A 23,303-nucleotide genomic window follows, 5' to 3' on the forward strand; every position below is an offset into this window, starting at 1 on the left:
CAATATAAGATAAATAGCTTTTGCTCTTCCTAAAAAAATTTCATTTAGGAGTGCAATATGAGCTATAAAAAAGCAAAGCATATTCTACCAGCTGAGTTACTTGAGTTAATACAAGAATATGTTGATGGTGAATATATTTATATACCGCGAAGAGCAGAACATAAAAAGACTTGGGGATCTAGTACTGCAACAAGAAAAGATTTGGAAGTAAGAAATTCTACTATTTATAACGATTATCTATCGGGAGTGGACACGGCTACTTTAGGTGAAAAATACTATTTGTCCTCAAAGAGTATTCAAAGAATTGTACTAGAAGAGAAAAGAAGAAGAATAGAATAAGCCAGTGTGGTTTTTAACTGCATTGGCTTATTTTCTTTTATGAAATATGTATGAGGTTTTTTCCAGGAATAGAGGTCAGCTATAATCTAATCAGATTCTTTTGATTTTCATTCAAAAAATAGGAGAGAAAGAAATGAACTTTTCCAAATTATTAGGAAGCACTTTCCCAACAGTACAAACTGAACGAATTAAATTAAGAAAGTTGAAGTCGGAGGATGCTCCTACGTTATTCAATTATTATTCAAATGAAAATGTATATCGATATCTCGATTGGAATGGACCAGAAACTTTAGAAAGAAGTTATGAAGTAATTAACGCTTGGAACGAAGGCTATGATGAAGGTTGGATTATTCGTTTTGCTATTGCAAACAAAGTAACTGATGAAATTATTGGTACTATTTTCTTGAGTGAATTTGCAGGCAAACGAGCTGAAATTGGCTATGAATTATCTGAAGAGTATTGGCATCGTGGTATTATGTCGGAAGTTATTAAAGAAGTATTATCAATAGGATTTAATCAGTTAGGTTTAGTAAGAATACAGGCAATTGTTACGGAAGAAAATATAGCTTCTAAGAAGTTATTGACGAAATTCAACTTTAAGGAAGAAGGCTGCTTAAGACAATTTGAATGCCATAGTGTTACGGGAGAATGTAAAGATATGTTGATCTATAGTTTGTTGCATACAGAGTTTTTGCAGAAGAATGACGAGTATTGATCTGGATTATTTTACATATATCACAAGGACTAGGGGATGGGTATGAACAATTTATTTACAATCGACTGTGGTGAAGTATTACTAAGAGAATTTAGAATTGAAGATGTGGATGCGATTTATGAACTTACCTCGCAGCCTGAAGTTTATGAGTTTTTGCCAGATTGGCGTTCAACGAAAGAACAACGATTAAACTGGGTTACAAATTATGAGGCTCCAGATAATAAGGAATTTTTGGCTGCGGTTCCGAACATCGACGGGGTAAATTGTTTAAAGTTAGGAATAGTATTAAAGGAAACAGGCGAATTTATTGGCTTTTGCAATACATGTATGAAAGAAGAGCTGCGTGAACCAAATCGTGAAATCGCCTATGCTATTTCAAAACATTACAGAAATCATGGATACACAACAAAAGCTGTAAAAGGATTAATACGCTTTTTATTTGAAAATACAGATGTGGAACTACTTAATGCTGTTGTTCTTCCTCATAATGTAAGCTCCATTAAAGTAATTCAAAAATGTGGTTTTTGTTTTAATGGAAATGTAGAAATTGAAGGAGTGCAACATTACCATTATATTCTCCATCAAGACAAATGGAAAAGCAATATACAAGCTTAAACAATGATTCCAATTTTAAAATAAACTCTTCGATATGATATCGTAAAAGTTTTATTTTCTCTTTTTTCCAAATGTGGATTGCGCTATGTATATAATAGCTATAGAAAATTTAAGTAAGGGGATGAGTTCGTTTGGACATATCAATTAATAGTTTACAAGAACGTGATGCTGAAGAATTGTATCAGTTTGAAAAGAATAATAGATTATTTTTTGAACAAATGGTACCTAGTCGTGGGGAAGATTATTATAAGTTTGAAACGTTTAAAGTAAAACATAGAGATCTTTTAGCTGAACAACAAGAAGAAAAATCAAAATTCTACTTAATAAGGGATAACTCAGGCGATATTATTGGAAGAATAAATTTAGTAGATATAGATAAAACGAATGATATAGCAGAAGTTGGTTACAGAGTAGGTAAAGAATATGGCGGCAAAGGGATAGGGGCTAAAGCCTTAAAGCTACTATTAGAAACAGAGATTAGTGTGAAGAAGATTAAAGCAAAAACAACAACAAATAATATTGCATCTCAAAAGATTCTTGAAAAAAACGGTTTTAAACAAGTGTGTGTAAGTGATGATGAGTTCGAGATGAATGGTGAAAAGCTGCAGTTCATCGATTATATTTTGGAACGCTAAAAGCCATGATATTTTTTGCAATTATTGCTGCAATATTTTTGTTGATCGTTACAGTAAGTTATCTTATTCATCAAAACCAATTATCAAAGGAAGATAAACTATTTACTCCAACAGGAAAAATGGTAGAAGTTAGTGGTCAGCAGATGCATGTGTACATAGAAGGAAATGGTGAAGAAACGCTTGTATTTATGTCCGGGGGTGGCACTAGCTCACCTGTTTTAGATTTTAAATCATTATATTCCTTGTTAAGCGATAAATATAGAATAGTTGTCGTTGAAAAGGCAGGTTATGGATTTAGTGATATTACTGATTCTGACCGAGATATTGAGACAATTTTGCATGAAACAAGAGAATCACTCTTAAAATCAGGCGTTGAAGGACCTTATATTTTATTTCCTCATTCTATGTCTGGTATTGAAGCATTGTATTGGGGTCAAGTTTATCCGGATGAAGTAAAAGCGATTATAGGATTAGATATGGCCGTACCTGCTGCATATGAAGATTATGATATAAATATGCCTCTAGTTCATTTAAGTGCCTTTGCTGCGAGTATTGGTCTAATTAGATGGATTCCAAGCATTTCCGAAAGTGATGCCATAAAATATGGGGCTTTAACAGATGAAGAAAAAGAATTGTATAAAGCTATTTTTTATCGTAGAACACTAACTACAAATATGATTCATGAAATTAAACATATTAAAGCAAATGCTGAGAAGGTAGAAGCGGCTGGAATATCAAATGTTCCTATGCTTTTGTTTGCATCAAACGGTCAAGGGACAGGTTGGAATGAAGATACGTGGAATGAATTTCAAAAGGACTTTATCGGTAAGCGCAAAGACGGCAAATTAATAAAACTAGATTGCTCTCACTATATTCATGATATTGAATTTAAGCGAATAGCTGATGAATCAGAAAAATATATAGAGAGTTTAAATCGGTAACAGGCGTGTTGATTAGGAAAAAATAGGTTTATTATTGAGCGGAAATCAGAGCCTTCTAATTTAATTAGTGTGGATAAAAATGGTTAATCTATAAACCTGAATCGTTAATTTAAATAGAATGGATGACATTTGTTAAGACGTATGTTTTATATATAAGTTGAATGGAGTGGAGGCTGGGCGACTCCTTGGGGATCAGCGTCACAGATGAGACCCTGCAGCGAAGCGGATGTTTTCTGTGCGAAAGCGTAGTGTTAACGTAGCGGCAGCAAATGTTTTATCTGTGCGAAAGCGAAGCGGCAGCAACAACGAAGCGGCTCATCGGACGCCCCCAGGAAGCTTTGCTCTGTGCGAAAGCGAAGCGGCAGCTACAAAGCGCCCAGTCGGAACGAAATCAACCACACGTTTTGGTGATGAGCCTAGTTTTTAGAATCAAAAGTAATCCCAGATAGTATATAAGGAACTGATAATTTAATAAATTCTTCTGGGGATGTATTCATACTATTTTTTCTCCATTCCACAGAAGCACCGTAAATTCCCCAACTTAGAATGACAGCAGTAGTTTTTAGAGCTGCATCCTCTTGTATCTTTTTTTGTTTTAATAACATCTTGTAAAAAATGATTTCGAGATGCTCCCTAATAATTCGGGAGATAGTATCTTCGTATCCTCTATGACAACGGTTAGATAAAGATGTTTGAAAGTTCGTTATGGCTGTAAAAATACGAATAATCGATTCTTCATTTAGTTCGTTTTTCTCGAAGCTACTACAATTTAAATTAATTAATAATACCTCGGATAATACCTTTTCCAATAAGTCATAGACATCCTCAAAGTGATAATAGAATGTTGCGCGATTAATCATAGCCTCTGTTGTAATATCTTTCACAGTAATACTCTTAAATTCTTTTTTACCTGAAAGTTCAATGAAAGAATCCATGATTAATTTGCGAGTACGAAGAACACGAAGGTCAGTCTTTGGTTGAGTCATATTGTTGTGTCACTCCTCCCACTTTTTAAACAATTCCTGCAATGTGTTGTATAAACGACAAATCTAATGAACTATTGGTATTGTTTATCTTCATTATTTACTAAACTATGCTTATAAAGCAAATATGAGTCGGAAAGTGGTGAATATAGTGACGAACAATAATAATTTAATCTGTGATTTAGAAACAGGCGTCTGTGGTGTTACAGAAAATGATGAGATGCAGGTGATTGATTTCAATCAAAAAAGGAACTCGATTGATTTATATTATGTGACAGACCCAATTTGCTCTCATTGTTGGGCATTAGAGCCAGTCCTTCGTCGCTTTGTCGTGCAATATGGTCATTATGTCAATTTCCATACGGTAATGGGAGGTTTGCTAGAAAAGTGGGCTGGCTTTGCCGATGTATCTAACGGCATATCAAGTCCATCAGATGTTGCAGGACACTGGAGAGAGGTTGGCGAGCATAGTCGTATGCCAATTGATGGTACGCTGTGGTTTGAAAATCCCATTCAATCATCCTATCCTCCTTCTAGAGTCTTTAAAGTGATTCAAAAACAAAGTGGGGCATTAGCAAATGTATTTTTACGCCGTGCAAGAGAAGCCGTTTTTGTATTTAATCAAAATATTGCAGAGGAATCTGTTTTGATTGAAATCGTCAATAATCTTGGACTTGATGGAGAAAAAGTTGTAAAAGAAGCTGAACTACCAATTGGACAGCAATTATTAAACGAAGATTTTGAGCTAGCTTCACAACTAGGCGTTAGAGGATTTCCAAGCATTATCATGTTGAACGGAGAAAATAAAGGTGTAAAAATTGTTGGCAGCAGAACGTTAGAGTCCTATGTTGCTGGGTTAAAACAAGTTCTTAATGTAGATGAACTCCAACCAAAACAACAGCCAACACTCTTTAGTTTACTTGAGAAAGAAAAGCTACTATTTTCGAAAGAGATTGAAGAAATGTATGATATTGAGCAAAAGGATATCAACATATTTGTTGAAAAAGAGCTTTCATCAACTGCTTTTGATACGAAAGAATTGCTTGGTGAAACCTATTTTGTAAATAAATAATTGTAGAACAAACTAAATGGGAGTGTTATCGTGAAATATTTATTACAAGTTGATTTTGCAATGGATGGACCATTCGGTGAAGAAATGTCTGAGGCATTCGCTGATTTAGCGAAAAGTATTAACGAAGAGACGGGTATGATTTGGAAGGTTTGGACTGAGAATGCCGCGACCAAAGAAGCTGGTGGGATATATTTATTTGAAACCAAAGCAGAAGCTGAGAAATATTTAATTATGCATTCAGAGCGATTAACAAGTTTCGGTATTGCAAATATCCGTGGGAAAATCTTCGAAGTGAATGAAGTATTATCAACAATTAATAATGCGCCGATTTAGGGCTATATTTAGAAATAGTGTCAACTAGAGCATGAGATTTGTGATTTAACAATCTCATGTTTTTTGTGTTCAATAATAATTTTACTTGCAAAATAAGTTTAATGTGTATATATTGTATATAAAGTATATATACATTATTAAAAAGAGTATTTGCCTTAAGGAGCTCAAGGAAATGCTTACATTATTGCATACGGAGGATGGATGATGGAAAATGTCATTGAATTACAGCATGTTCATAAATCTTTTAAAGGATTTCAGATAAAGGATTTTTCTATTAACGTAAAAAAGGGCTTTGTCACTGGATTTATCGGGGGAAATGGTGCAGGGAAATCTACAACAATAAAATTAATTATGAACCTACTAAAACAGGAGAGTGGTACTGTTTCAGTGTTTGGGATGGATTATAAGAAGCATGAAAAAGAAATAAAGGAACGTATTGGCTTTGTCTATGATGAAAATGTCTTTTATGAAAATATAACGTTAAAGGATATGAAAAGGATTATTAAACCAGCCTATAAAAACTGGGATGATAACGCCTTTCAACGTTATGTTGATCAGTTCGAACTACCATTGAACAAAAATATGAAGACCTTTTCAAAGGGGATGAAGATGAAAGCTTCGTTAGCCATAGCTCTAGCTCATCATGCAGAATTAATTATTATGGATGAGCCAACTGCCGGCCTAGATCCGATATTTCGTAGAGAGTTACTAAATATTCTACATGAATTAATGCAAGATGAAGATAAAACGATTTTCTTTTCGACACATATTACAACAGATTTAGATCGTATTGCTGATTATATTACCTTTGTTCATAATGGTGAGCATATATTCACGAAGGAATTTTATAAGATCGAAGAGGAATATGCCATTGTCAAAGGGACATTGAATTTATTGGATCAGGAAACGGAACGAGAGTTTGTTGCAATCCGAAAAACGAATACAGGCTTTGAGGCATTAACAGCTGATAAAAATCGTGTGGCAAACATATTTGGGGATTCTGTAATTATGGAAAAACCAACACTTGAAGATATTATGTACTATACGAAAAAAGGATGGTAATGGAATGATTAATCTAATATTTAAGGATGTTTTAATACAAAAGAAATTAATTTTATTTTACATTGCTACCATTATACTTTATTTATTTATAGATGTGTCCCTAGTAAAGATAGGATTTCTATATAGTATGGTTTTTATCACTCAGTCCTTTTCTTATGATGAAAAAGATAACGCTAATATTCTGCTTAATTCGCTTCCATATACGAGAAAGGAAATTGTTAGCTCGAAATATATAGGTTCATTAATATATACATCACTAATTATATTCATTACTTATTTAGGTAATTTCCTCTTAAACGGAAAAGAGGTATTGTTTTTATGGAAAGATATATTGCTAATTATCGGTCTTGTTATGGTAGCTATTTCATTCATACTTCCAATCTGTTATAAATTTAAAACACAATCTTTAATGATTGCTGTAGGTGCTTTATTTGGTATGTACATGGTAATCATTAATTATTTATCTCCTACTCTTAAGGATACATTAAAAGACCTGATACAAAAGTTCATGACTTTACAAGAAATTCAAATGTATTTTGTAGCTTTCCTTACAATCATTATTTTATATGTGGGATCATGGCTACTATCTATTCGTATATATGAGAGAAAGGTTTTTTAAAATAAAACAGCTTGAGCCTAGTGATGTAGGCTCAAGCTGTTTACGTGCGTTTTAAAAGCTATCTTATAACGAAATCCGGGCATCGTCGATTTCATTATAATTTCTTCCGATGCTGATGTAACATATGATGGTGTACAAGCTGTCTGTTGTTATAAAGCTGGGATAATTTTTGTGAAGCAGAAAATTATACTCAAAACAATATACAATGTAATCTCTAAGTGGAAAGACATTATAAATCCAATTTGTTTTATATTTCCCTAATGTCCAAGCATAAGTACAGCTGACGAAATAATTAGCATGTAGAAATAAAAATTTACATGGCACATGCTAATGGAATAACCAACGTCTTCTGTGCTGATCACATAAAAATAAAGAAGAGGTATTTGCATGCAAATTATTATTTCAAACAGTTCAAAAGAGCCGATTTATGAGCAGATTTATGCTCAAATCAAAAAACTTATTTTAACAGGTGAATTACAAGAGGGGCAGTCATTGCCGTCTATGCGCCAGCTTGCAAAGGATTTAGAAATTAGCGTTATTACAACAAAACGCGCTTACGAAGAGCTTGAAAAAAACGGATTTATTTATTCTATCGTTGGAAAAGGTTCGTTCATCTCCGAACAAAATAAGGAAATGATGAGAGAAAGAAAAATAAAGGTAATCGAAGAAAATCTGTTGATTGCCATTCAAAACGCTAAAGAAATGAACATTGGCTTAGCAGAGCTCAAGGAAATGCTCACATTATTGTATTCGGAGGATGAGTGATGGAAACAGCTGATAAAAATCGTGTGGTAAACATATTTGGAGATTCTGTTATTGTGGAAAAACCAACGCTTGTAGATATTATGTAGTATACGAAAAAAAGGATGGAAATTGTATGGTTAATCTTATACTTAAGGATATTTTAATACAAAAGAAATTGATTCTATTTTACATTGCAACTATCATACTTTATCTATGGATAGATACGTCCCTAGTGCATATAGTTTCTATATATAGTGTAGTATTTATCATGAATGCTTTTTCTTACGATGAAAAAGATAACGTAAATACTTTGCTTAATTCGCTTCCATATACGAGAAAGGAAATTGTCAGTTCAAAATATGTAGGTGTATTAATATTTACAGTTTTATTTATAATCATTACATCTCTAGGCGATTTCCTCTTAAATGGGAGAGAGGTATTGTTTTTATGGAAAGATATATTGCTAATTATCGGTCTTGTTATGGTCGCCATGTCATTCATGCTTCCAATCTCTTATAAATTTAAAACGAAATATTCACTGATTGCTGCAGGCGTTTTATTTGGTATCTATCTAGTAACAATTAAATTTTTGATTCCTAATTTTAATGATCAATTAAGAGAATTGATTCAAAAGTTTATGACTTTACAAGAAACGCAAATGTATTTCGTAGCTATCCTAACAACTGTTATTTTATATATTGGATCGTGGCTACTATCTATTCGTATATATGAGAGAAAAGCTTTTTAAAGTAAACGGCTTGAGCCCAGTAATCTAGGCTCAAGCCGTTTTACGTACGCCTAAACACAAGTTTCCATAGAAAGAAATTCGTGATGACAAGCGCGATTAAGTAAATTATTGCACCATAGGAAATACGAGCTACCATGAAGTAATGCAGTCCTGCTAGAGCACCCAGTGGAATAACCAACAAAAGCGTTTTCCAGCCCTGAGCATCACCAATTTCATTATAAGGCTTTGTGAAAGGAATCTCGCTACCGGTGCTGATGTAGCAAATGACGGTGTACATACAGCTAGTCACTAATACAATCAGTAAATCTGGAATAATTCTCGTACCGTAAATGAAGCAGAAAATGATACTTAGAAAAATATACAATGGAATATACAACTTAATCAGAAAAGCTTTTAAGCTACCTTTTTTTAAGTCTGTATAATCTTTGAGTGGCAAGACTTTATAGATCCAAGCTGCTTTATACTTTTCTGAATGTCTAAGCATTAGCACAGCTGACGGAATAATGAGCATGCTGAAATAAATATTTAAATAGCCCATACTAACGGAATAATCAACATCTTCATTCCTTGAAAGAGTAAACATAAAAATAAATGGAATGATAAAAGAAAAGCCTAAAGATGGATATACTTTCAGTTTAAACTCTCGCTCTTGTTTCATCATAAGGGAGGCGAAGCGGTAGAACGCTCTTTCTTCATTCGTTCTACAAATGATTTTTAACAAAAGCGTTTTAAGTCGATTGTTCTTTTCTTTTTTCGATTTGCTTGTGCTTAATAGTTTTTGTAAATTACGTTCAAAGGTCGGAGTCAGTTTTACATAAAGCCAAATCGATAGTATGGGTATGACGATAGCAAAAATGCAGTAGACCACTGTAAATAAAGAGGTGTCGCCATTTAGCAATAGCTCATAAGGAGCGGCAAACCACATTGGGATGAGGAAAATGCTCCACCAATGAAATGCTACCACCATATCAAAATTGACGAATTCAAAGGACCTAATAAGAACTTGATAGCCAATCATCAGCATTAATGATAAGCCGATTTGCACATAATTAATAACATCTTTCAATTTTTCTCCATCAAAGAATCGTAAAATAGCAATATATAAAATAGCGGTAAGAGCAACAATAAATAGATTGATGAAGATTAGCTCAAACACCGTTAAAATAAAGAATGCAATCCCTTGATTGAACAAGCCAACTAAAAGTGGGATTGCTGTTAATGCGATGGTTAAATACGTCAAATAGATAAAAATATGCATAAACTTTGCCGCATTAATCGTTCTAGCAGAGATAGGCTTAGTAGAAAGAATGCTTCTATCCCTAACATCCAACAGAACGGAAGAAAAATCAGAAATCAAAGATGTCATTATTAAAAAAATAATCATTGAATATGAAATACTCATTTGGAAAAGAAAGTTTTGACCAAAGCCCATAAACGGAATTAGCACCAGTCCGAATAAAGTATAGATCCATAAAGATTTAATATAGCCATATTTTTGATTGTCCTTTTTGTTGGATTGGTTAAATAATGTCGGTACTTTGCGTTCATCCATCGTTAACTTAATATGGAGAATCTTTCTCATGGTTTCGTAATCAATGCCCATTTTTACAAAAATAAATTGAATTTTATCAAGCAGTTGTAGGGTTTTGAAATCGTTCATGATCATACCTCTTGTACTATAGAAACGAATTTCTCACCAATTTCCTTATGCTCATGGAAGCCTGTTAATTGATTGAAAATCTTTTCCAGAGTCCCTTCGGTATTGTCTGCTTGTAGTTGGGCAAATGTCCCATCGGCAGCGATTTTTCCATCATTCAACAAGATGATACGACTACTGATTTTTTCTACAACATCCATAATGTGCGAGGAGTAGAATATTGTTTTTCCTTGGGCAGCCAGTTGAGTCAAAATTTCTTTGAAGATCATCACACTATTCGCATCTAGCCCATTAATTGGTTCATCCAAGAACAAAAGATCTGGATTATGTATTAGGCTGGCGATAATCAGCAGTTTCTGCCGCATTCCTTTAGAATAAGAAGATATTCTTGCATGATACGCTTCTCCGACTCCAAACAATTCCATTAAGGATTTAGATTTATCAGCAACAGCCTCTAATTCAAGACCATAAAGCTGGCCAATAAAGGTTAAATACTCATAACCAGTTAAGTTATCATAAACATCTGCTATTTCTGGTACATAGCCTATTCTTCTTTTATATTCAATGCAATCTTGCCCAATATTCTCTCCGAAAAGCTTAATTTCTCCACCGTAATCGCCTTCAATCCCTAAAATGATTTTGACAGTTGTACTTTTACCAGCGCCGTTCGGACCTATATAACCAATTATTTCTCCTCTTGAGACGTGCAAGTCGATTCCTTTCAATATTTCCTTGTTACCATAATTCTTCGTCAAATTCGTAATCGTCAAGATTTCTTCCATGTTGCAGCTCCTTTCTGTTTATCATATGTTTATCTTATGTTTAGTGTAATCGATTTGGGGAGAATATCCATAAATATAGTATAATAAAAAGAAAGAATATTTCGTTTTCTGTAAAAAAGTCAGAACGGGGGCGTGAAATGTTAATTAATTCGAATGAACAATTGCTTGTTTTATTGGATAATGTATTGCGTGAACCACAAAATTTTTGGAATGAATTTTATGATCAAACATTTAAAAAGATACCTTTCTTTGTAAATAAACCTGATGAAAATCTAGTAAGCTATTTTGAAAATAAGATCATTCAGCCAAGAGAAGTTCTAGAGTTAGGTTGTGGTCCAGGACGAAATGCCATTTACTTAGCTAAGCAAGGTTGTTCAGTTGTTGGTGTTGATATATCGGATAAAGCATTGCAATGGGCGCAAAAGAGGGTTGACGAAGCAAACGTGAATGTAGATTTAATGTGTGCCAATATTTTTGAGCTGGATTTACAAGAAGAGAGTTTTGATTTTATTTATGATTCAGGCTGTTTTCACCACATAGCCCCTCATCGGCGTGTGACGTATATTGAATTGGTTCACAAATTATTAAAGCCTAATGGATCCTTCGCTTTATGTTCGTTCGAGGAACATGGTGCATATGGCGGTTCTGCCATCTCTGATGAAGAAGTTTATATAAAACGTAGCTTAGCAGGCGGATTAGGGTATACCAAAAATCAGCTAAGAGAAATCTTTCAGTCATTAGAAGCAATTGAGATACGAAAAATGATAGCCATGTCCGATGAAGACGAATATTTCGGTTTGGAAGGATTTTTAGTAGGTTTATTTAAGAAAATTGATTAGGTGGTCAGTTGATGGGGGAAATTAGGGTTCAACTGTCTGAGTATAATTCAAACTGGGAACAACAATATGCAGATGAACAAAACAGAATTAAAGAAGCTTTAGGCGATAAAGCTATTCGTATTGAGCATATTGGAAGTACATCGATAAAGGGACTTGAAGCAAAACCGATTATTGATATTCTTGTAGGGGTACCGAGTTTAGAGGAAGTGGTAAGCTTTATAGATGCCTTAAGTAAAATTGACTATGAATATGTTCCAAAACTAGAGTTCAACGATAGAAAATTTTTTAGAAAGGGATTGTGGGGGCAGGGAACAAGCCATTTACATATTTGTGAATATAACAGTAATGAATGGATTGAAAAATTATTGTTCCGTGATTATCTTAGAACGCATCCCGAAGCAGCAACTGAATATGCTATGTTAAAAAAACAACTAGCCACTAAATATTCACATGATCGATCGACATATACGAAGGAAAAAGAGCCGTTTATCCACTTGATTATCTCTAAAGCGAAGACGGTATGGCTTAAAGAATAAACATTCAAAACTTAAAAAACAATCCGCATGGGCGCTATCGGTAGTCTGTTTTCTGTTTCATTTAATCTTCTTCGGGAAATGAATTTTAGGTGTAGGTGTGGCACGATTATTGTCAGCTTTATCAGTGCCATCGCGGGGTCATTTCCACCGCTTGAAGTATTCGTCTCTACCAAAGCTGCAACATTTCTTTATTTGCTAAATCGTTTAATTATCTGCTCTCTACTATATCCTGAAGTGGAGGAACTAAATCAGATTTAGTGAAGTCGTTAGAAAAACAAATTCGCTATTTTGAATTAACTCCCATTTTGATTTATTTTTTTCAAAATGGGAGCTTTTCTTTTATTATAAACACAACGCTTACAATATATATTGTTTCTTTGAGCAACCACTTCGAAAGAAAATTCCTGATGGCGTGGACCTTTTAGGTTAAATGTAGTTATGCAAAAATGAAGCAAGGGGGTCAGGGGAGTGTTTAATGATTTTAAGCTTATAGATGATCGTCCGGTATATGTGCAGTTAAAGGATTATTTAAAAGAAATGATTGTAAAGGGACATCTGCTGGAGCATCAGAAGCTTCCGTCTACCCGTGAACTAAGTAAATTATTATCAGTCAGCAGAAATACGGTACTGAATGCATATGCAGATTTAGAGCAAGAGGGTATCATCTATGCGATGAAGGGAAAAGGGAACTTTGTAGGAAAGGTTGCAACATTAAAAACACCATCTATTGAACTTAACTGGAAGGGAAGACTCAATAAAGCTACCTTGTTAGCGGATGAAATTGATTTAATGCGGCAAGATATTCACTGGGAAAAAGGCATGATTTCATTTAATAGTGTTGCCCCTGAAGAAAAGCTTTTTGATGTTGAAAATTTCAAAAGAGCTTTTCTGACTCGGATGTCCCTTGAAGGGGATATCGTGTTGAATTATGGATATGCAAAGGGCTATAAACCTTTAATCGAGTACCTTCTGCACTATATGGAAATGAAGGGCGTCGATATTTCCAATAAAGATATTTTGATAACGAATGGCTTTACAGAGGGACTGGATATTTTATTATCCTCCTTAGCTAAAAGATCTGGGCGTGTGATTTGTGAAAATCCTACACACCATGCGGCATTAAAGCTTTTTCGCTTACATGGACTTGAAATACACGGGATTGACATGAGGGATGATGGTATCGATATTTGCCAAGTTGAGAAAAGCTTATCGAAAAAGGAATTTGATTTTGCTTATCTCATCCCGTCCTATCATAATCCGACTGGGATTGTTACCTCCTCTGAAAAAAGGAATGAAATTATTAACCTTTTTTCGAAACATGAAATTCCTATTGTGGAGGATGGTTTTAATGAAGAATTACGTTATTCAGGCTCCCATTTCGCACCGTTAATGACCTTTATCGGAGCGGGTAACAACGTTATTTATATTAGTAGCTTTTCAAAAATTTTATTTCCAGGCTTACGTGTTGGTTGGATTTTAGCAGATAAGCAACTCATCCACTGTTTGGAAAGTATGAAAAGGGCGCGTACTATTCATACATCAACACTAGATCAGGCTGTCCTTTATCAATATTTACAGGACGGCTATTTTGAAAAGTACTTAAAAAAAGCCAGATCGGTCTATAAGAAAAAATATGAGCTAGCCCGTCAAGCTTGCAAGCAGTACATTCCTTTTAAAAGAATGACTGGAGATGGTGGTCTTCATCTCTTTATTGAGCTGGAGGAAGGAATAAACGCTCGAATCTTATTAGAAAAGTGCTACAAAAAGGGAGTTGTTTTTTACCCTGGAGATGTTTTTTACACGAATGGTGGGGGAAGTAACACATTTCGATTAGGATTTTCTCGGTTACAGGACGAGGATATTGTCCTTGGTATTCAAATCATTGGCGATACTTTAAAAAATGATATGGGGAGTTGAAAAAGTGAGAGTTGGCGTATTTATGGGAGGGGTATCCTCGGAAAAACAAGTCTCAATGATGACAGGGCAAGAAATGATTGCTCATTTAGATAAGAGTAAATATGAAGTTGTAGCAATTGAACTACATGACAAAAAAGAGCTTATAGAAAAGGTGAAAAATCTCGATATAGCCTTGTTAGCGCTTCACGGGAAATTTGGAGAAGATGGAACGATTCAAGGTGTGCTAGAAACGATGGGTGTTCCATATACCGGAAGTGGAATACTATCAAGCAGTATTTGTATGGATAAAAATATATCGAAGAAAATTTTACGTTATGAGGGCGTTGAAACACCAGACTGGCTTCATTTTTCAAATATAGAAGAGCTTCAGTTAGATGAAATAGAAAAAATGGGCTATCCGCTAGTCGTAAAACCAAATTCGGGTGGCTCTAGCGTAGGCGTACAAATAGTACATGATAGTGAATCTTTACTAGCTACTGTTGCTGAAGTATTCAAATGGGACTCTGAAATGATTATTGAAAAGTATATTAAGGGCGATGAAATAACATGCGCTATTATGGATGGTAAACTTTTACCTATCATCTCAATCAGACATACTGCAGCGTTTTTTGACTATAAGGCGAAGTATGATGATGCAGCAACAATTGAAGAGGTTGTTGAATTACCACCTGCAACTCAAGAACGTGTTGCTAAAGCTGCAAAAGCCTGCTATAACGCATTAAAATGCAGTGTTTATGCAAGAATTGACATGATGGTGAAGGATGGAATCCCATATGTCATGGAGGTCAATACATTGCCAGGGATGACCCAAAATAGCTTGCTACCTAAAAGTGCACTTGCGGCTGGAATAACTTATACAAAACTTTTAGATAGGATTATTGAAATTTCCCTACAGGTTAGGGGACATGGGGATATTGAAAGTTGACATTTGTAGAACGTAAACCAACCCCACATTATGGTGATAATCCAGTATGAGTAGCTAAAAATTCAATAGAAAAAACACCTCTTTGTTGATTTTTAAAGGGATAATCCCAATTTTCAACAAAAGGTGTTTTCTCAGTTGTCTAATTAAGCTTTTGATAATTCAATAAATCCATGTCCAAAGACATCTCGTACATCGTGAATTGCGATAAAGGCATCCTTGTCTATTTCTTTGACGATTTTCTTTAGCTTTACAACTTCCTGTTTGCTAATGACAATATAAAGAATTTCTTTTTGTTCTTTTGTATAATAGCCATGGCCTGATAGGACTGTGACGCCTCGATTCATAAAACCATTCACTTGACTGGCAATCTCTTCGGGCTTTTTCGAAATAATCGTAACTGCTTTTTTAGGGTTTACACCTTCAATCACAAATTCCATTACCTTCGTTCCGACATATAGCATAATAATAGTCAGCATTAATGCTTCTGCCCCGATAATAAAATAAGATGAAAAAGCAACAATTAAATCAAAGAATAATAAGCCGTAACTAATACTCCAGCCTAGATATTTGTTCGTCATTCTAGCTAAGATCGTTGAACCTGCTGTTGTTCCGCCAACTCTTATAATTAAGCCTATACCAACTCCAGCAAAAACCCCGCCAAAAATAGTATTCACAATAATTTCATTTGAAGAAATAGACCATGACTCAGTCAAATGTAAAAAGAGTGAATGGAAGGATACTGCAATAATCGTATAAATAGTCGTTTGCCTACTTAAAAATCTATTGCCAATCACTAATAAAGCTGCATTTAGCACAAAGCTCACAATACTTGGCGACCATCCAAACAGATAATACGCGATGATGGTAATACCTGTTACGCCACCTTCACCTAAATCATTAGGAATAACAAATAAGTTTACAGCCAGCGCAAAAAGCAGCGATCCAAGCATAATTATTAAAATATCCATAATGTATTTTTTCATACACACACCACCATAAAAAATTGAATTTTTTCCTAAGTACAATACTATATCAAGTTCTATTCATTTTATATACTTTTTGGAATGTTCGTTTGCGATAAATCTATATTTCTTAGTATGCCCTTTGTTAGTGAGAAAATTGAAAATTATATGAGAATAGAAGAAATGGCTAATGGTGACGTCGAAATACTTTGAATAAATTGGGTTCATCACCAAAACGTGTGGTTGATTTCCGTTCCGACTGGGCGCTTTGTTGCTGTCGCTTCGCTTTCGCACAGAGCAGAGCTTCCAGGGGGCGTCCGATGAGCCGCTTCACTCGCGTTGCTCGCTCCAGGGTCTCATCTGTGACGCTAATCCCCTAGGAGTCGCCCAGCCTCCACTCCAATCAACAATGCAAATAATATTTTTAAAAATGTCACCCACAACTTTTGGTTGCGAGCCATAAATTGGTATCACAGAGATTGGCGCGACCGAGCCGTTTTTATAGGACGTAATACTTTATTAAAAAGGGGTAATCTTATCTGAGGTATGTACATTTCTTCAGCTCTTTGCATACGATACCTTTATCTACATTCAGTAGAAGACTCTCACCTCTAAAGGAGCTGGCATGAATCAGGATGTGGTTCCTTTTCAGGGGTATCCAAGAATTTACTGAATGAAGATAAAGCCTCCGGCGGATGTCACGGATTTCGAAAGGAATGAATTGTGCAGGCACAATTTAAAATCCGGACGCAATTTGCGCCAAGGCGAAATTGATAATATGTATGAGAGGATTGAAGTAAATGTACTATCCTTATTATGGAAATGCCAGGCTGTATAATTATGGTTATCAATCGATGTACTGGGCTTATCCTAACAACGTAGCATACAATAACAGACCGAATTCCTTCTATTATGTCAACAATGACAACAACAATCCCCAGCTAAAGGACTATGGACCAAAGCCCTTTGTCGTTAACATTGAAGAAGCTACTAAGCAGAACAATAATTACCGTACTGCGCTATGGACGGGACCGAATTTACAGGTTACAGTTATGAGTCTTAATGTTGGAGAAGATATTGGTTTAGAAATGCACCCTCATGTTGATCAATTTTTACGTATTGAACAAGGCAATGGAGTCGCTCAGATGGGCCCTAGCAAAGACAATTTAAACTTCCAAAGAAATGTCAGTGATGGTTTTGCAATAATGGTCCCTGCTGGCACATGGCATAACGTAACGAATACAGGGAATATACCATTAAAGCTTTATACGATATATGCTCCTCCAAACCACCCATTTGGCACTGTACATGTTACGAAAGCGGATGCGATGGCTTCAGGTGATTAAGGTAAAATAAAAAGACAACTCCTACTTAGAGAAGTTGTCTTTTTTGATGTCGTTTAAATGAAATATAAATAGATAATAAGCCATTCAATGCTAAAAGAGTAACCGTTAATATAGTCAAAAATGCAATATCAGGAGCAAAAACTTTAATACTGTTCCAAGGTGAACCTAAGCTATAACTTAATAATGGAACTGAGATAATGGCCAAAACTAAAAGTAGAATACCGAGAATACGCCACTTCCGTCTTTTTTTCGATATTTTTGATTTAGCCTTTATTAGTAGGTAAATAAACATCGCGAAAAGTAAACATAATAGAGCAATTGTTATGAGTTGAATCGTAGGTTTATATTTAGGTATTTCAACTGGTTCTTCTCCATTTAAAATATTGATAATCCCTTGTTTCAGATAGAGGAGCCCCTCTTCTTCTAATATATGACTTTTATTAGTAAGAATCACACCGCCCCAACCTGTTTCTGGTATAAAAAATACTTCAGACCGCGCATCAGGAGTTGAACCAGAATGCCATATCATTTCTTCTTTAGAATTTGGGTTTGAAACTCGTACACCAAAGCCATAATAGCGATTTTTACTAGTTTGAACGAGAGGGGATACATAAAGGTCCATAGCATTTTTGCTTAAAAAGTTATTACTGTCATGTTGACTAAGAAGTCTAATGAACTGGACCAAATCTGTTGCACTAGCTGTGATGTATCCATATGGTGCTCCTCCATTATCATATGTTACTGAGCTTTTTCTAGGGAGACCAAACCATGACTGATAGCCAGATAAATAGCCTTTTTCATAGGCCATGCTTTCAATAGCAGCTGTATTTTTCATTCCTAATGGTGAAAAAACATGTTCCTCCATATAGTCAGAATATGTTTGATTAGTAACTTCTTCGATGAGAGCACCAAGAATAGAATAGTTAGCATTACTGTATTGATGCTTTTCCCCAGGTGCGGCAGTCAGCTTAACGTTCGATAAACTTTCTACATTTTCCTTTATAGCATCCAAATCTTTAGATTCTAAGTCGGATATAGATAAACCCGAATAAGTGCTTATCCCACTTGTGTGCGTAAGTAAATGTTTAATGGTTATTTGCGAAGCGGCTTGTTTATCTTTAAGGGTAAACCAAGGAATATATTTTTGAACTGGATCATCTAATTGAATGGTACCCTCTTCGATTAATTTCACTATGGCTAAGCCTGTTAATGATTTACTAATAGAGCCAATTACAAATGGAGTATCCGTAGTTACTTTTTCTGCAGATTCTCCCGTTACGCCCCACGAATTGGAGTAAAAAATATCGTTATTATGAACAATGGCAATAGATGCCCCAGGAATTCGCTGTTCTTCCAAAAAGTTTTCAACATAATTGTCTATAGTACTCTTAATATCTTGTTCTGCGGCGGAGACTTGTGAGACTGGTAGAAATAGATTGAATGGAATTAATAATAAACATACTAATATAGTTTTATATATTGAGATTTTTTTCATTGTTGTTTTCTCCTATTTCCTCCGAAAATTTTTCCGTCATAACTTCATAGCCATGACCTTTAATCCATGAAATAAATTTAACAAAAATATACACTTCTTTAAAGTATATGATATTTGTTGTGAAAACTATTCGGGAGAGAAAATAGAATGTAAAAGTAACATACAATACTTAATACATAATGATTTACCCTTTTACACTACTTAATCCAAAGCGGTCGGCAATCAACATAGCCTAACGAATCAAATTGGATATCCTTAATCATAGGATGGAAGATGCGGCTCTTAATAGGATGATTTAAATATAAAATAAATTCTCTTAAATGGTTTTATATTGGGAATTGTGAAATAAAAGTTTATAATAATGGAAATATAATTAATAGTTTGAAAGGGTGGTTTAAACATGAAAAGAGAATTCATTATCGAATATGAAGAACGCCTGCGACAAGCGATGCTAAATGGAGATATCAAAGCTCTGGAAGAACTTATCGATGATAACCTTATCTTTGTAAATCACTTCGGACAAATCTTAACGAAGGAAGCGGATATTGATGCGTATCGTTCTGGGATACTGAGTTTTACAACTATCGATTTTTTAGATCAAAAAATAATTCTGTTAGAAAATTCGGCCGTGACAGTGACAAGGGCTACACTAAAAGGAACATTCGGCACAGAGCCAATTGAAGATGAAATGTGTTATTCACGTGTTTGGAAATCAAATGGTGAGCGTCTAATTATTGTGTCAGGCCATTGTAGTTCTGTTCCAAAGTAATTTTAAGTATATAAGAAGTGGATATTCAGTTTATAGCCACTTTTACTTTTCTATTCCCTTTTGCTTTGGGATGACATTTATTAAATACGTATGTCCTGTAGATTGGAGCGAGCCTCGCGAGTGAAGCGGCTCATCGGACGCCCCCCAGGAAGCTTTGCTCTGTGCGAAAGCGAAGCGACAGCAATTGTTTTATCTGTGCGACAGCAACAACAACAAATGTTTTCTGTAGCGACAGCTACAAAGCGCCCAGCCAGAACAGAAATCAACTCCACGTTATAGAGAAGAGCCCAATTTTATGCATTGGAGGATTACATGAGTGGAATATAAACTTTTAGTAGATGAAATTGAAAATTTAGTGGAATTATTAACTCAAAACAAGTGGATTTATCATACTGACCAAAATTTAAATGAGGAATCCGTTCGAAAGGCGTATGCAGAAGGAAACTATCATAACGATTGCGAAACGCATTGGATCATTGATAATGAAGAAAAGGTTGGGATTATCATAATTCATGACATAAACGACACAATCCCATTATTCGATATCCGTTTAGATGCACGTTATAGGGGAAAAGGATACGGAGTAAAGACACTCCTCTGGTTACAAGATTACCTGTTTGGAGAAAAAGGTAAAATTCGTATCGAAGGTTATACAAGAGTTGATAATATTGGCATGAGAAAATGCTTTACGAATGCTGGTTTTGTAAAAGAAGGTCATTTAAGAAATGCTTGGGAAAACGCAGATGGTACTGTGACAGACAGTATCCTATATGGTGCAATCAAAGATGATTGGATATTAGGTAGAACAACGCCTATAAAAATGGATGATGTACCATATTGAAAAAGGGTGTTGTGGAATGTACGCGGAAAAAGATTTACTAAGAGCTTTAAAAAAATCCTGGTCAAGTCAATCAAGTTCAAAATGGAGTATAGATAATCCAGCGAGAGGACAATGCGGAGTTACTGCATTAGTTGTAAATGATATTCTTGGAGGCGAAATTTATAAAACATGGCTTGATGAAGGCTGGCATTTCTATAATATGCTCGAAGGGAAAAGAAGAGATTTTACGGAAGAGCAGTTTTCGTACAACCTCAAATATCAAGACCTTTGTTCAAGCAGAGAAGAGGCTTTTCAAGATACCAATGATGCTCAATATAGCTATCTTAAAACACAGGTTTATAGGAGTCTAGGAACAAGATAATTAGTTGAGGAGTCTACCCTTAAATTGTAGTAAAGGTAAAAATCCGTAGACTCCTGCGACACGGATTTTTACCATTTAACATTACGTTATAATAAAACTGCTTCTATATTCACTAGATCTTCTTTTGTTAAAAGGACATCGTTTGCTTTCACATTGGTAGCAACTTGTTTTTTATGTTTTCCTCCTGGAATAACTGCATCAATGCCCTCTTGTGCTAATAACCAAGCAAGTGCTAGATTTGGTAATGTTGTTTGCTTTTCCTCTGCAATATTCTTTAATGCATCTATTTTTACTAACGTTCGCTCAAATAATTCACCTTGGAATAAAGGATCCGAAATTCGCCAGTCTCCTGAACCTAATTTAAAGTCTTTTGTATATTTACCACCAAGTAAGCCATATGCAAGTGGGCCATAAGGAATAAATGAAATATCATTTTTTATACAGTATGGCAATAAATCTTGTTCTGCTGAACGATTCAACATATTGTATGGGGATAGTAAGACAGCAATATCATTATGCGCATTAGCTTCTTTTAGTTGTTCTAATGTTACGTTTGAAATGCCTATTGCTCGGATTTTTCCTTCTTCTTTCAAGCGTGATAATTCACCAATCGCCTCAGCAAGAGGAGTTTCGTTATCTGGGAAGTGTAAATAGTAAAGGTCTACATAATCCATCTGTAGTCGGTTCAAGCTATTTTCGAGTGCACTTCGTAAATATTGTGGATCATTATTTGTTTTTACTGAACCATCCTCAAACCAATGTCTACCTCCCTTTGTCGCTAAAACGAAATCTTCCCTTGGATATTTCTTTAATACTTCGCCAACGAGCTCTTCTGAACGCCCTGTTCCATATATGTCTGCTGTATCAAAAAAAGTTATCCCTAGGTCAAGTGCAGCTGAGACCAGTTCCTTCCCATTTTGTTCATTTAAGTTTTCATATAAGTTATGTCCACCTACAGCATTCGTCCCAAGACCAATTTCTGAAATGTTGATAGTAGATTTTTTTAAAGTATGAAATTTCATATTCCTACCTCCTCGATTTTCTGTAATCAGAATAGAGTAAAAAAATTATTTTACCAACATACATAGTTGTAGTTTCATATATAGAAACAAAAGCGTTTTAATTGCAAATAGAGAACGAATTAGAACTTACTAAAGAAATTAACATGATGCTAAAAGATAATGGATTTCTTCTGTCAACTGCTGACTTGCCTCCACTAATTTTTTTACGAACGAACGAATGGCAGTTTTCTTAATTTGTTCCGTTGAACCATGCAAAGCAATCGCACCGATGACTTCTTCATTCACATAAATCGGGACGGCAATACAACATTTACCTAGATTCGTTTCTTCATTATCAACAGCATATCCTTGTGCTTTTATGACCTGTAAGTGAGGAATCAAAAGACCATAATCATAGAAGGTTTTTGCTGTAAATGTATTCAGTTCAATACTATTTAATATTTCACGTTGTTTTTTAGGTGATAGATGAGCTAATACTACTTTTCCAAGTGCGCTTGAATGCATGGGTGTTCGCGTATCGATTGCGCCAAAAGCAGGCTGTTCAAAAGGCTCCCTAATCACATTTTTTATCACGATCTCACAATCTTCCAAAATACCAATATAAGTAGTTATTTCTTCTTGCCGAGCTAATTGATAGGGCGCTACGAAAGACGCCCATTGGATATCTTTATGCCAAAATAAATGTTCATCCCTAAAAATATGCGGATTTAATTGATAATACTTATTATATTTAATCACATAGTTCATTCTTTCTAGTGTATAAAGCATGCGAAAAACGGATGTCTTGTTCATTGATAATTCTTCCATAATTTCAGTTAATGTAAGAGAATGTTTTTGACGTAATACATCCAAAATTAAAATGCCTTTTTTTAATGTCGATACTTCATAGGAATCCATTTTGCCCGCTCCTAACTTCTAAAATAACTTAATCTGTACCTGTGAAATACTATTATAACCTTTATAACTTCTCAATTTTTAAGCATAAACAAATGGCTCATCACCAAAAGTTGTGGATGACATTTGTTAAAACATATGCCATGTATTA

At 34.8% G+C, this 23,303-nt stretch carries 29 protein-coding genes; 21 read left to right on the forward strand and 8 right to left on the reverse strand.

Annotation, left to right across the window (positions count from 1 at the left end):
- Positions 1-57 precede the first annotated feature (57 nt).
- The 6 genes from QRN68_RS05915 (at position 58) to QRN68_RS05940 (ending at position 3,672) form a co-directional block, all read left to right on the forward strand.
- Positions 58-339 carry a CD3324 family protein gene (locus QRN68_RS05915; protein ID WP_285395824.1) on the forward strand — a complete coding sequence of 94 codons (282 nt, stop codon included), beginning with the start codon at positions 58-60 and terminating at the stop codon, positions 337-339.
- 133 nt (positions 340-472) lie between these two features.
- The gene (locus tag QRN68_RS05920; protein WP_285395825.1) at positions 473-1,054 is read left to right on the forward strand and encodes a GNAT family N-acetyltransferase; all 582 of its coding nucleotides are present in this window, start codon (positions 473-475) and stop codon (positions 1,052-1,054) included.
- A gap of 42 nt (positions 1,055-1,096) precedes the next feature.
- The gene (locus QRN68_RS05925; RefSeq protein ID WP_285395826.1) at positions 1,097-1,669 is read left to right on the forward strand and encodes a GNAT family N-acetyltransferase; all 573 of its coding nucleotides are present in this window, start codon (positions 1,097-1,099) and stop codon (positions 1,667-1,669) included.
- Between the two features lie 131 nt (positions 1,670-1,800).
- Positions 1,801-2,304: a GNAT family N-acetyltransferase gene (locus QRN68_RS05930; protein ID WP_285395827.1), complete on the forward strand. Its 504-nt coding sequence runs from the start codon at positions 1,801-1,803 to the stop codon at positions 2,302-2,304.
- Between the two features lie 5 nt (positions 2,305-2,309).
- Positions 2,310-3,245 carry an alpha/beta fold hydrolase gene (locus tag QRN68_RS05935; protein ID WP_285395828.1) on the forward strand — a complete coding sequence of 312 codons (936 nt, stop codon included), beginning with the start codon at positions 2,310-2,312 and terminating at the stop codon, positions 3,243-3,245.
- Positions 3,246-3,480: 235 nt separating this feature from the next.
- Positions 3,481-3,672: a hypothetical protein gene (locus QRN68_RS05940; RefSeq protein ID WP_285395829.1), complete on the forward strand. Its 192-nt coding sequence runs from the start codon at positions 3,481-3,483 to the stop codon at positions 3,670-3,672.
- On the opposite strand, the gene QRN68_RS05945 is transcribed toward QRN68_RS05940, so the two are convergent.
- Positions 3,662-4,231 (reverse strand): TetR/AcrR family transcriptional regulator, encoded by a 570-nt coding sequence (locus tag QRN68_RS05945; RefSeq protein WP_285395830.1) that lies wholly within the window; start codon positions 4,229-4,231, stop codon positions 3,662-3,664. The two genes, QRN68_RS05940 and QRN68_RS05945, sit on opposite strands and share 11 nt — an antisense overlap.
- Positions 4,232-4,355: 124 nt before the next feature.
- Between QRN68_RS05945 and QRN68_RS05950 the strand changes: the two genes are divergently transcribed.
- From QRN68_RS05950 to QRN68_RS05975, 6 genes are all read left to right on the forward strand, one after another.
- Positions 4,356-5,300, forward strand: a complete 945-nt coding sequence (locus QRN68_RS05950; RefSeq protein WP_285395831.1) for a DsbA family protein — start codon at positions 4,356-4,358, stop codon at positions 5,298-5,300.
- A gap of 30 nt (positions 5,301-5,330) precedes the next feature.
- On the forward strand, positions 5,331-5,633 hold the full coding sequence (locus QRN68_RS05955) for a monooxygenase (RefSeq protein WP_285395832.1): 303 nt from the start codon (positions 5,331-5,333) through the stop codon (positions 5,631-5,633).
- A gap of 204 nt (positions 5,634-5,837) precedes the next feature.
- A complete protein-coding gene (locus tag QRN68_RS05960) occupies positions 5,838-6,695 on the forward strand; it encodes an ABC transporter ATP-binding protein (RefSeq protein WP_285395833.1) in 858 nt (285 codons plus the stop codon).
- 4 nt (positions 6,696-6,699) lie between these two features.
- Entirely contained in the window at positions 6,700-7,314 is a 615-nt protein-coding gene (locus QRN68_RS05965; protein ID WP_285395834.1) for an ABC-2 transporter permease, read from the forward strand.
- A gap of 387 nt (positions 7,315-7,701) precedes the next feature.
- A complete protein-coding gene (locus tag QRN68_RS05970; RefSeq protein WP_285395835.1) occupies positions 7,702-8,079 on the forward strand; it encodes a GntR family transcriptional regulator in 378 nt (125 codons plus the stop codon).
- A gap of 112 nt (positions 8,080-8,191) precedes the next feature.
- The gene (locus QRN68_RS05975) at positions 8,192-8,806 is read left to right on the forward strand and encodes an ABC-2 transporter permease (protein WP_285395836.1); all 615 of its coding nucleotides are present in this window, start codon (positions 8,192-8,194) and stop codon (positions 8,804-8,806) included.
- 40 nt (positions 8,807-8,846) lie between these two features.
- On the opposite strand, the gene QRN68_RS05980 is transcribed toward QRN68_RS05975, so the two are convergent.
- Both QRN68_RS05980 and QRN68_RS05985 read right to left on the reverse strand, forming a co-directional pair.
- On the reverse strand, positions 8,847-10,466 hold the full coding sequence (locus tag QRN68_RS05980; protein ID WP_285395837.1) for a hypothetical protein: 1,620 nt from the start codon (positions 10,464-10,466) through the stop codon (positions 8,847-8,849).
- A 2-nt stretch (positions 10,467-10,468) separates the two neighbouring features.
- Entirely contained in the window at positions 10,469-11,245 is a 777-nt protein-coding gene (locus QRN68_RS05985) for an ABC transporter ATP-binding protein (protein ID WP_285395838.1), read from the reverse strand.
- Positions 11,246-11,382: 137 nt separating this feature from the next.
- On the opposite strand from QRN68_RS05985, the gene QRN68_RS05990 reads away from it, so the two are divergent.
- From QRN68_RS05990 to QRN68_RS06005, 4 genes are all read left to right on the forward strand, one after another.
- On the forward strand, positions 11,383-12,084 hold the full coding sequence (locus tag QRN68_RS05990; RefSeq protein WP_285395839.1) for a class I SAM-dependent methyltransferase: 702 nt from the start codon (positions 11,383-11,385) through the stop codon (positions 12,082-12,084).
- 11 nt (positions 12,085-12,095) lie between these two features.
- Positions 12,096-12,620 (forward strand): GrpB family protein, encoded by a 525-nt coding sequence (locus QRN68_RS05995; protein ID WP_285395840.1) that lies wholly within the window; start codon positions 12,096-12,098, stop codon positions 12,618-12,620.
- 468 nt (positions 12,621-13,088) lie between these two features.
- Positions 13,089-14,537 carry a MocR-like pyridoxine biosynthesis transcription factor PdxR gene (gene pdxR / locus QRN68_RS06000; RefSeq protein WP_285395841.1) on the forward strand — a complete coding sequence of 483 codons (1,449 nt, stop codon included), beginning with the start codon at positions 13,089-13,091 and terminating at the stop codon, positions 14,535-14,537.
- Positions 14,521-15,462, forward strand: coding sequence for a D-alanine--D-alanine ligase (locus QRN68_RS06005; protein ID WP_285395842.1), 942 nt, complete (start codon positions 14,521-14,523; stop codon positions 15,460-15,462). The genes pdxR and QRN68_RS06005 overlap by 17 nt, the downstream gene beginning before the upstream one ends.
- 143 nt (positions 15,463-15,605) lie before the next feature.
- Here the strand turns inward: QRN68_RS06005 and QRN68_RS06010 are convergent, their stop codons facing one another.
- Both QRN68_RS06010 and QRN68_RS06015 read right to left on the reverse strand, forming a co-directional pair.
- On the reverse strand, positions 15,606-16,445 hold the full coding sequence (locus QRN68_RS06010) for a YitT family protein (protein WP_285395843.1): 840 nt from the start codon (positions 16,443-16,445) through the stop codon (positions 15,606-15,608).
- 166 nt (positions 16,446-16,611) lie between these two features.
- Complete coding sequence (locus tag QRN68_RS06015) at positions 16,612-16,758, reverse strand: hypothetical protein (RefSeq protein WP_285395844.1); 147 nt, start codon at positions 16,756-16,758, stop codon at positions 16,612-16,614.
- A 466-nt stretch (positions 16,759-17,224) separates the two neighbouring features.
- Here QRN68_RS06015 and QRN68_RS06020 point away from each other — a divergent pair, with 466 nt between their 5' ends.
- Positions 17,225-17,770: a cupin domain-containing protein gene (locus QRN68_RS06020; protein WP_285395845.1), complete on the forward strand. Its 546-nt coding sequence runs from the start codon at positions 17,225-17,227 to the stop codon at positions 17,768-17,770.
- 25 nt (positions 17,771-17,795) lie between these two features.
- Here the strand turns inward: QRN68_RS06020 and QRN68_RS06025 are convergent, their stop codons facing one another.
- Complete coding sequence (locus QRN68_RS06025) at positions 17,796-19,265, reverse strand: serine hydrolase domain-containing protein (protein ID WP_285395846.1); 1,470 nt, start codon at positions 19,263-19,265, stop codon at positions 17,796-17,798.
- A 400-nt stretch (positions 19,266-19,665) separates the two neighbouring features.
- Here QRN68_RS06025 and QRN68_RS06030 point away from each other — a divergent pair, with 400 nt between their 5' ends.
- From QRN68_RS06030 to QRN68_RS06045, 4 genes are all read left to right on the forward strand, one after another.
- Positions 19,666-20,034: a nuclear transport factor 2 family protein gene (locus tag QRN68_RS06030; protein ID WP_285395847.1), complete on the forward strand. Its 369-nt coding sequence runs from the start codon at positions 19,666-19,668 to the stop codon at positions 20,032-20,034.
- Between the two features lie 102 nt (positions 20,035-20,136).
- The gene (locus tag QRN68_RS06035) at positions 20,137-20,313 is read left to right on the forward strand and encodes a hypothetical protein (RefSeq protein WP_285395848.1); all 177 of its coding nucleotides are present in this window, start codon (positions 20,137-20,139) and stop codon (positions 20,311-20,313) included.
- Between the two features lie 37 nt (positions 20,314-20,350).
- Complete coding sequence (locus tag QRN68_RS06040) at positions 20,351-20,875, forward strand: GNAT family N-acetyltransferase (protein ID WP_285395849.1); 525 nt, start codon at positions 20,351-20,353, stop codon at positions 20,873-20,875.
- Between the two features lie 16 nt (positions 20,876-20,891).
- Positions 20,892-21,236 (forward strand): YunG family protein, encoded by a 345-nt coding sequence (locus QRN68_RS06045; protein ID WP_285395850.1) that lies wholly within the window; start codon positions 20,892-20,894, stop codon positions 21,234-21,236.
- Between the two features lie 86 nt (positions 21,237-21,322).
- Here QRN68_RS06045 and QRN68_RS06050 read toward each other — a convergent pair whose 3' ends face one another.
- Entirely contained in the window at positions 21,323-22,258 is a 936-nt protein-coding gene (locus QRN68_RS06050) for an aldo/keto reductase (protein ID WP_285395851.1), read from the reverse strand.
- Between the two features lie 138 nt (positions 22,259-22,396).
- The gene (locus tag QRN68_RS06055; RefSeq protein WP_285395852.1) at positions 22,397-23,155 is read right to left on the reverse strand and encodes an IclR family transcriptional regulator; all 759 of its coding nucleotides are present in this window, start codon (positions 23,153-23,155) and stop codon (positions 22,397-22,399) included.
- Between the last annotated feature and the right edge of the window lie 148 nt (positions 23,156-23,303).

This window comes from Lysinibacillus sp. fls2-241-R2A-57, assembly GCF_030209535.1.
GTDB lineage: Bacteria > Bacillota > Bacilli > Bacillales_A > Planococcaceae > Lysinibacillus.

What these genes read in the sequence shown, in the direction of transcription:
- QRN68_RS05980 (WP_285395837.1), bottom strand. Translation starts at nt 10,466, where the DNA reads ATGAACGATTTCAAAACCCTACAACTGCTTGATAAAATTCAATTTATT.
- QRN68_RS05990 (WP_285395839.1), top strand. Translation starts at nt 11,383, where the DNA reads ATGTTAATTAATTCGAATGAACAATTGCTTGTTTTATTGGATAATGTA.
- QRN68_RS05915 (WP_285395824.1), top strand. Translation starts at nt 58, where the DNA reads ATGAGCTATAAAAAAGCAAAGCATATTCTACCAGCTGAGTTACTTGAG.
- QRN68_RS06005 (WP_285395842.1), top strand. Translation starts at nt 14,521, where the DNA reads ATGATATGGGGAGTTGAAAAAGTGAGAGTTGGCGTATTTATGGGAGGG.
- QRN68_RS05945 (WP_285395830.1), bottom strand. Translation starts at nt 4,231, where the DNA reads ATGACTCAACCAAAGACTGACCTTCGTGTTCTTCGTACTCGCAAATTA.
- QRN68_RS05995 (WP_285395840.1), top strand. Translation starts at nt 12,096, where the DNA reads ATGGGGGAAATTAGGGTTCAACTGTCTGAGTATAATTCAAACTGGGAA.
- QRN68_RS05950 (WP_285395831.1), top strand. Translation starts at nt 4,356, where the DNA reads ATGAGTCGGAAAGTGGTGAATATAGTGACGAACAATAATAATTTAATC.
- QRN68_RS06025 (WP_285395846.1), bottom strand. Translation starts at nt 19,265, where the DNA reads ATGAAAAAAATCTCAATATATAAAACTATATTAGTATGTTTATTATTA.
- QRN68_RS06030 (WP_285395847.1), top strand. Translation starts at nt 19,666, where the DNA reads ATGAAAAGAGAATTCATTATCGAATATGAAGAACGCCTGCGACAAGCG.
- QRN68_RS05920 (WP_285395825.1), top strand. Translation starts at nt 473, where the DNA reads ATGAACTTTTCCAAATTATTAGGAAGCACTTTCCCAACAGTACAAACT.
- QRN68_RS05975 (WP_285395836.1), top strand. Translation starts at nt 8,192, where the DNA reads ATGGTTAATCTTATACTTAAGGATATTTTAATACAAAAGAAATTGATT.
- QRN68_RS05925 (WP_285395826.1), top strand. Translation starts at nt 1,097, where the DNA reads ATGAACAATTTATTTACAATCGACTGTGGTGAAGTATTACTAAGAGAA.
- QRN68_RS06055 (WP_285395852.1), bottom strand. Translation starts at nt 23,155, where the DNA reads ATGGATTCCTATGAAGTATCGACATTAAAAAAAGGCATTTTAATTTTG.
- QRN68_RS05965 (WP_285395834.1), top strand. Translation starts at nt 6,700, where the DNA reads ATGATTAATCTAATATTTAAGGATGTTTTAATACAAAAGAAATTAATT.
- QRN68_RS06050 (WP_285395851.1), bottom strand. Translation starts at nt 22,258, where the DNA reads ATGAAATTTCATACTTTAAAAAAATCTACTATCAACATTTCAGAAATT.
- QRN68_RS06010 (WP_285395843.1), bottom strand. Translation starts at nt 16,445, where the DNA reads ATGAAAAAATACATTATGGATATTTTAATAATTATGCTTGGATCGCTG.
- QRN68_RS05970 (WP_285395835.1), top strand. Translation starts at nt 7,702, where the DNA reads ATGCAAATTATTATTTCAAACAGTTCAAAAGAGCCGATTTATGAGCAG.
- QRN68_RS05960 (WP_285395833.1), top strand. Translation starts at nt 5,838, where the DNA reads ATGGAAAATGTCATTGAATTACAGCATGTTCATAAATCTTTTAAAGGA.
- QRN68_RS05985 (WP_285395838.1), bottom strand. Translation starts at nt 11,245, where the DNA reads ATGGAAGAAATCTTGACGATTACGAATTTGACGAAGAATTATGGTAAC.
- QRN68_RS05935 (WP_285395828.1), top strand. Translation starts at nt 2,310, where the DNA reads ATGATATTTTTTGCAATTATTGCTGCAATATTTTTGTTGATCGTTACA.
- QRN68_RS06020 (WP_285395845.1), top strand. Translation starts at nt 17,225, where the DNA reads ATGTACTATCCTTATTATGGAAATGCCAGGCTGTATAATTATGGTTAT.
- QRN68_RS06045 (WP_285395850.1), top strand. Translation starts at nt 20,892, where the DNA reads ATGTACGCGGAAAAAGATTTACTAAGAGCTTTAAAAAAATCCTGGTCA.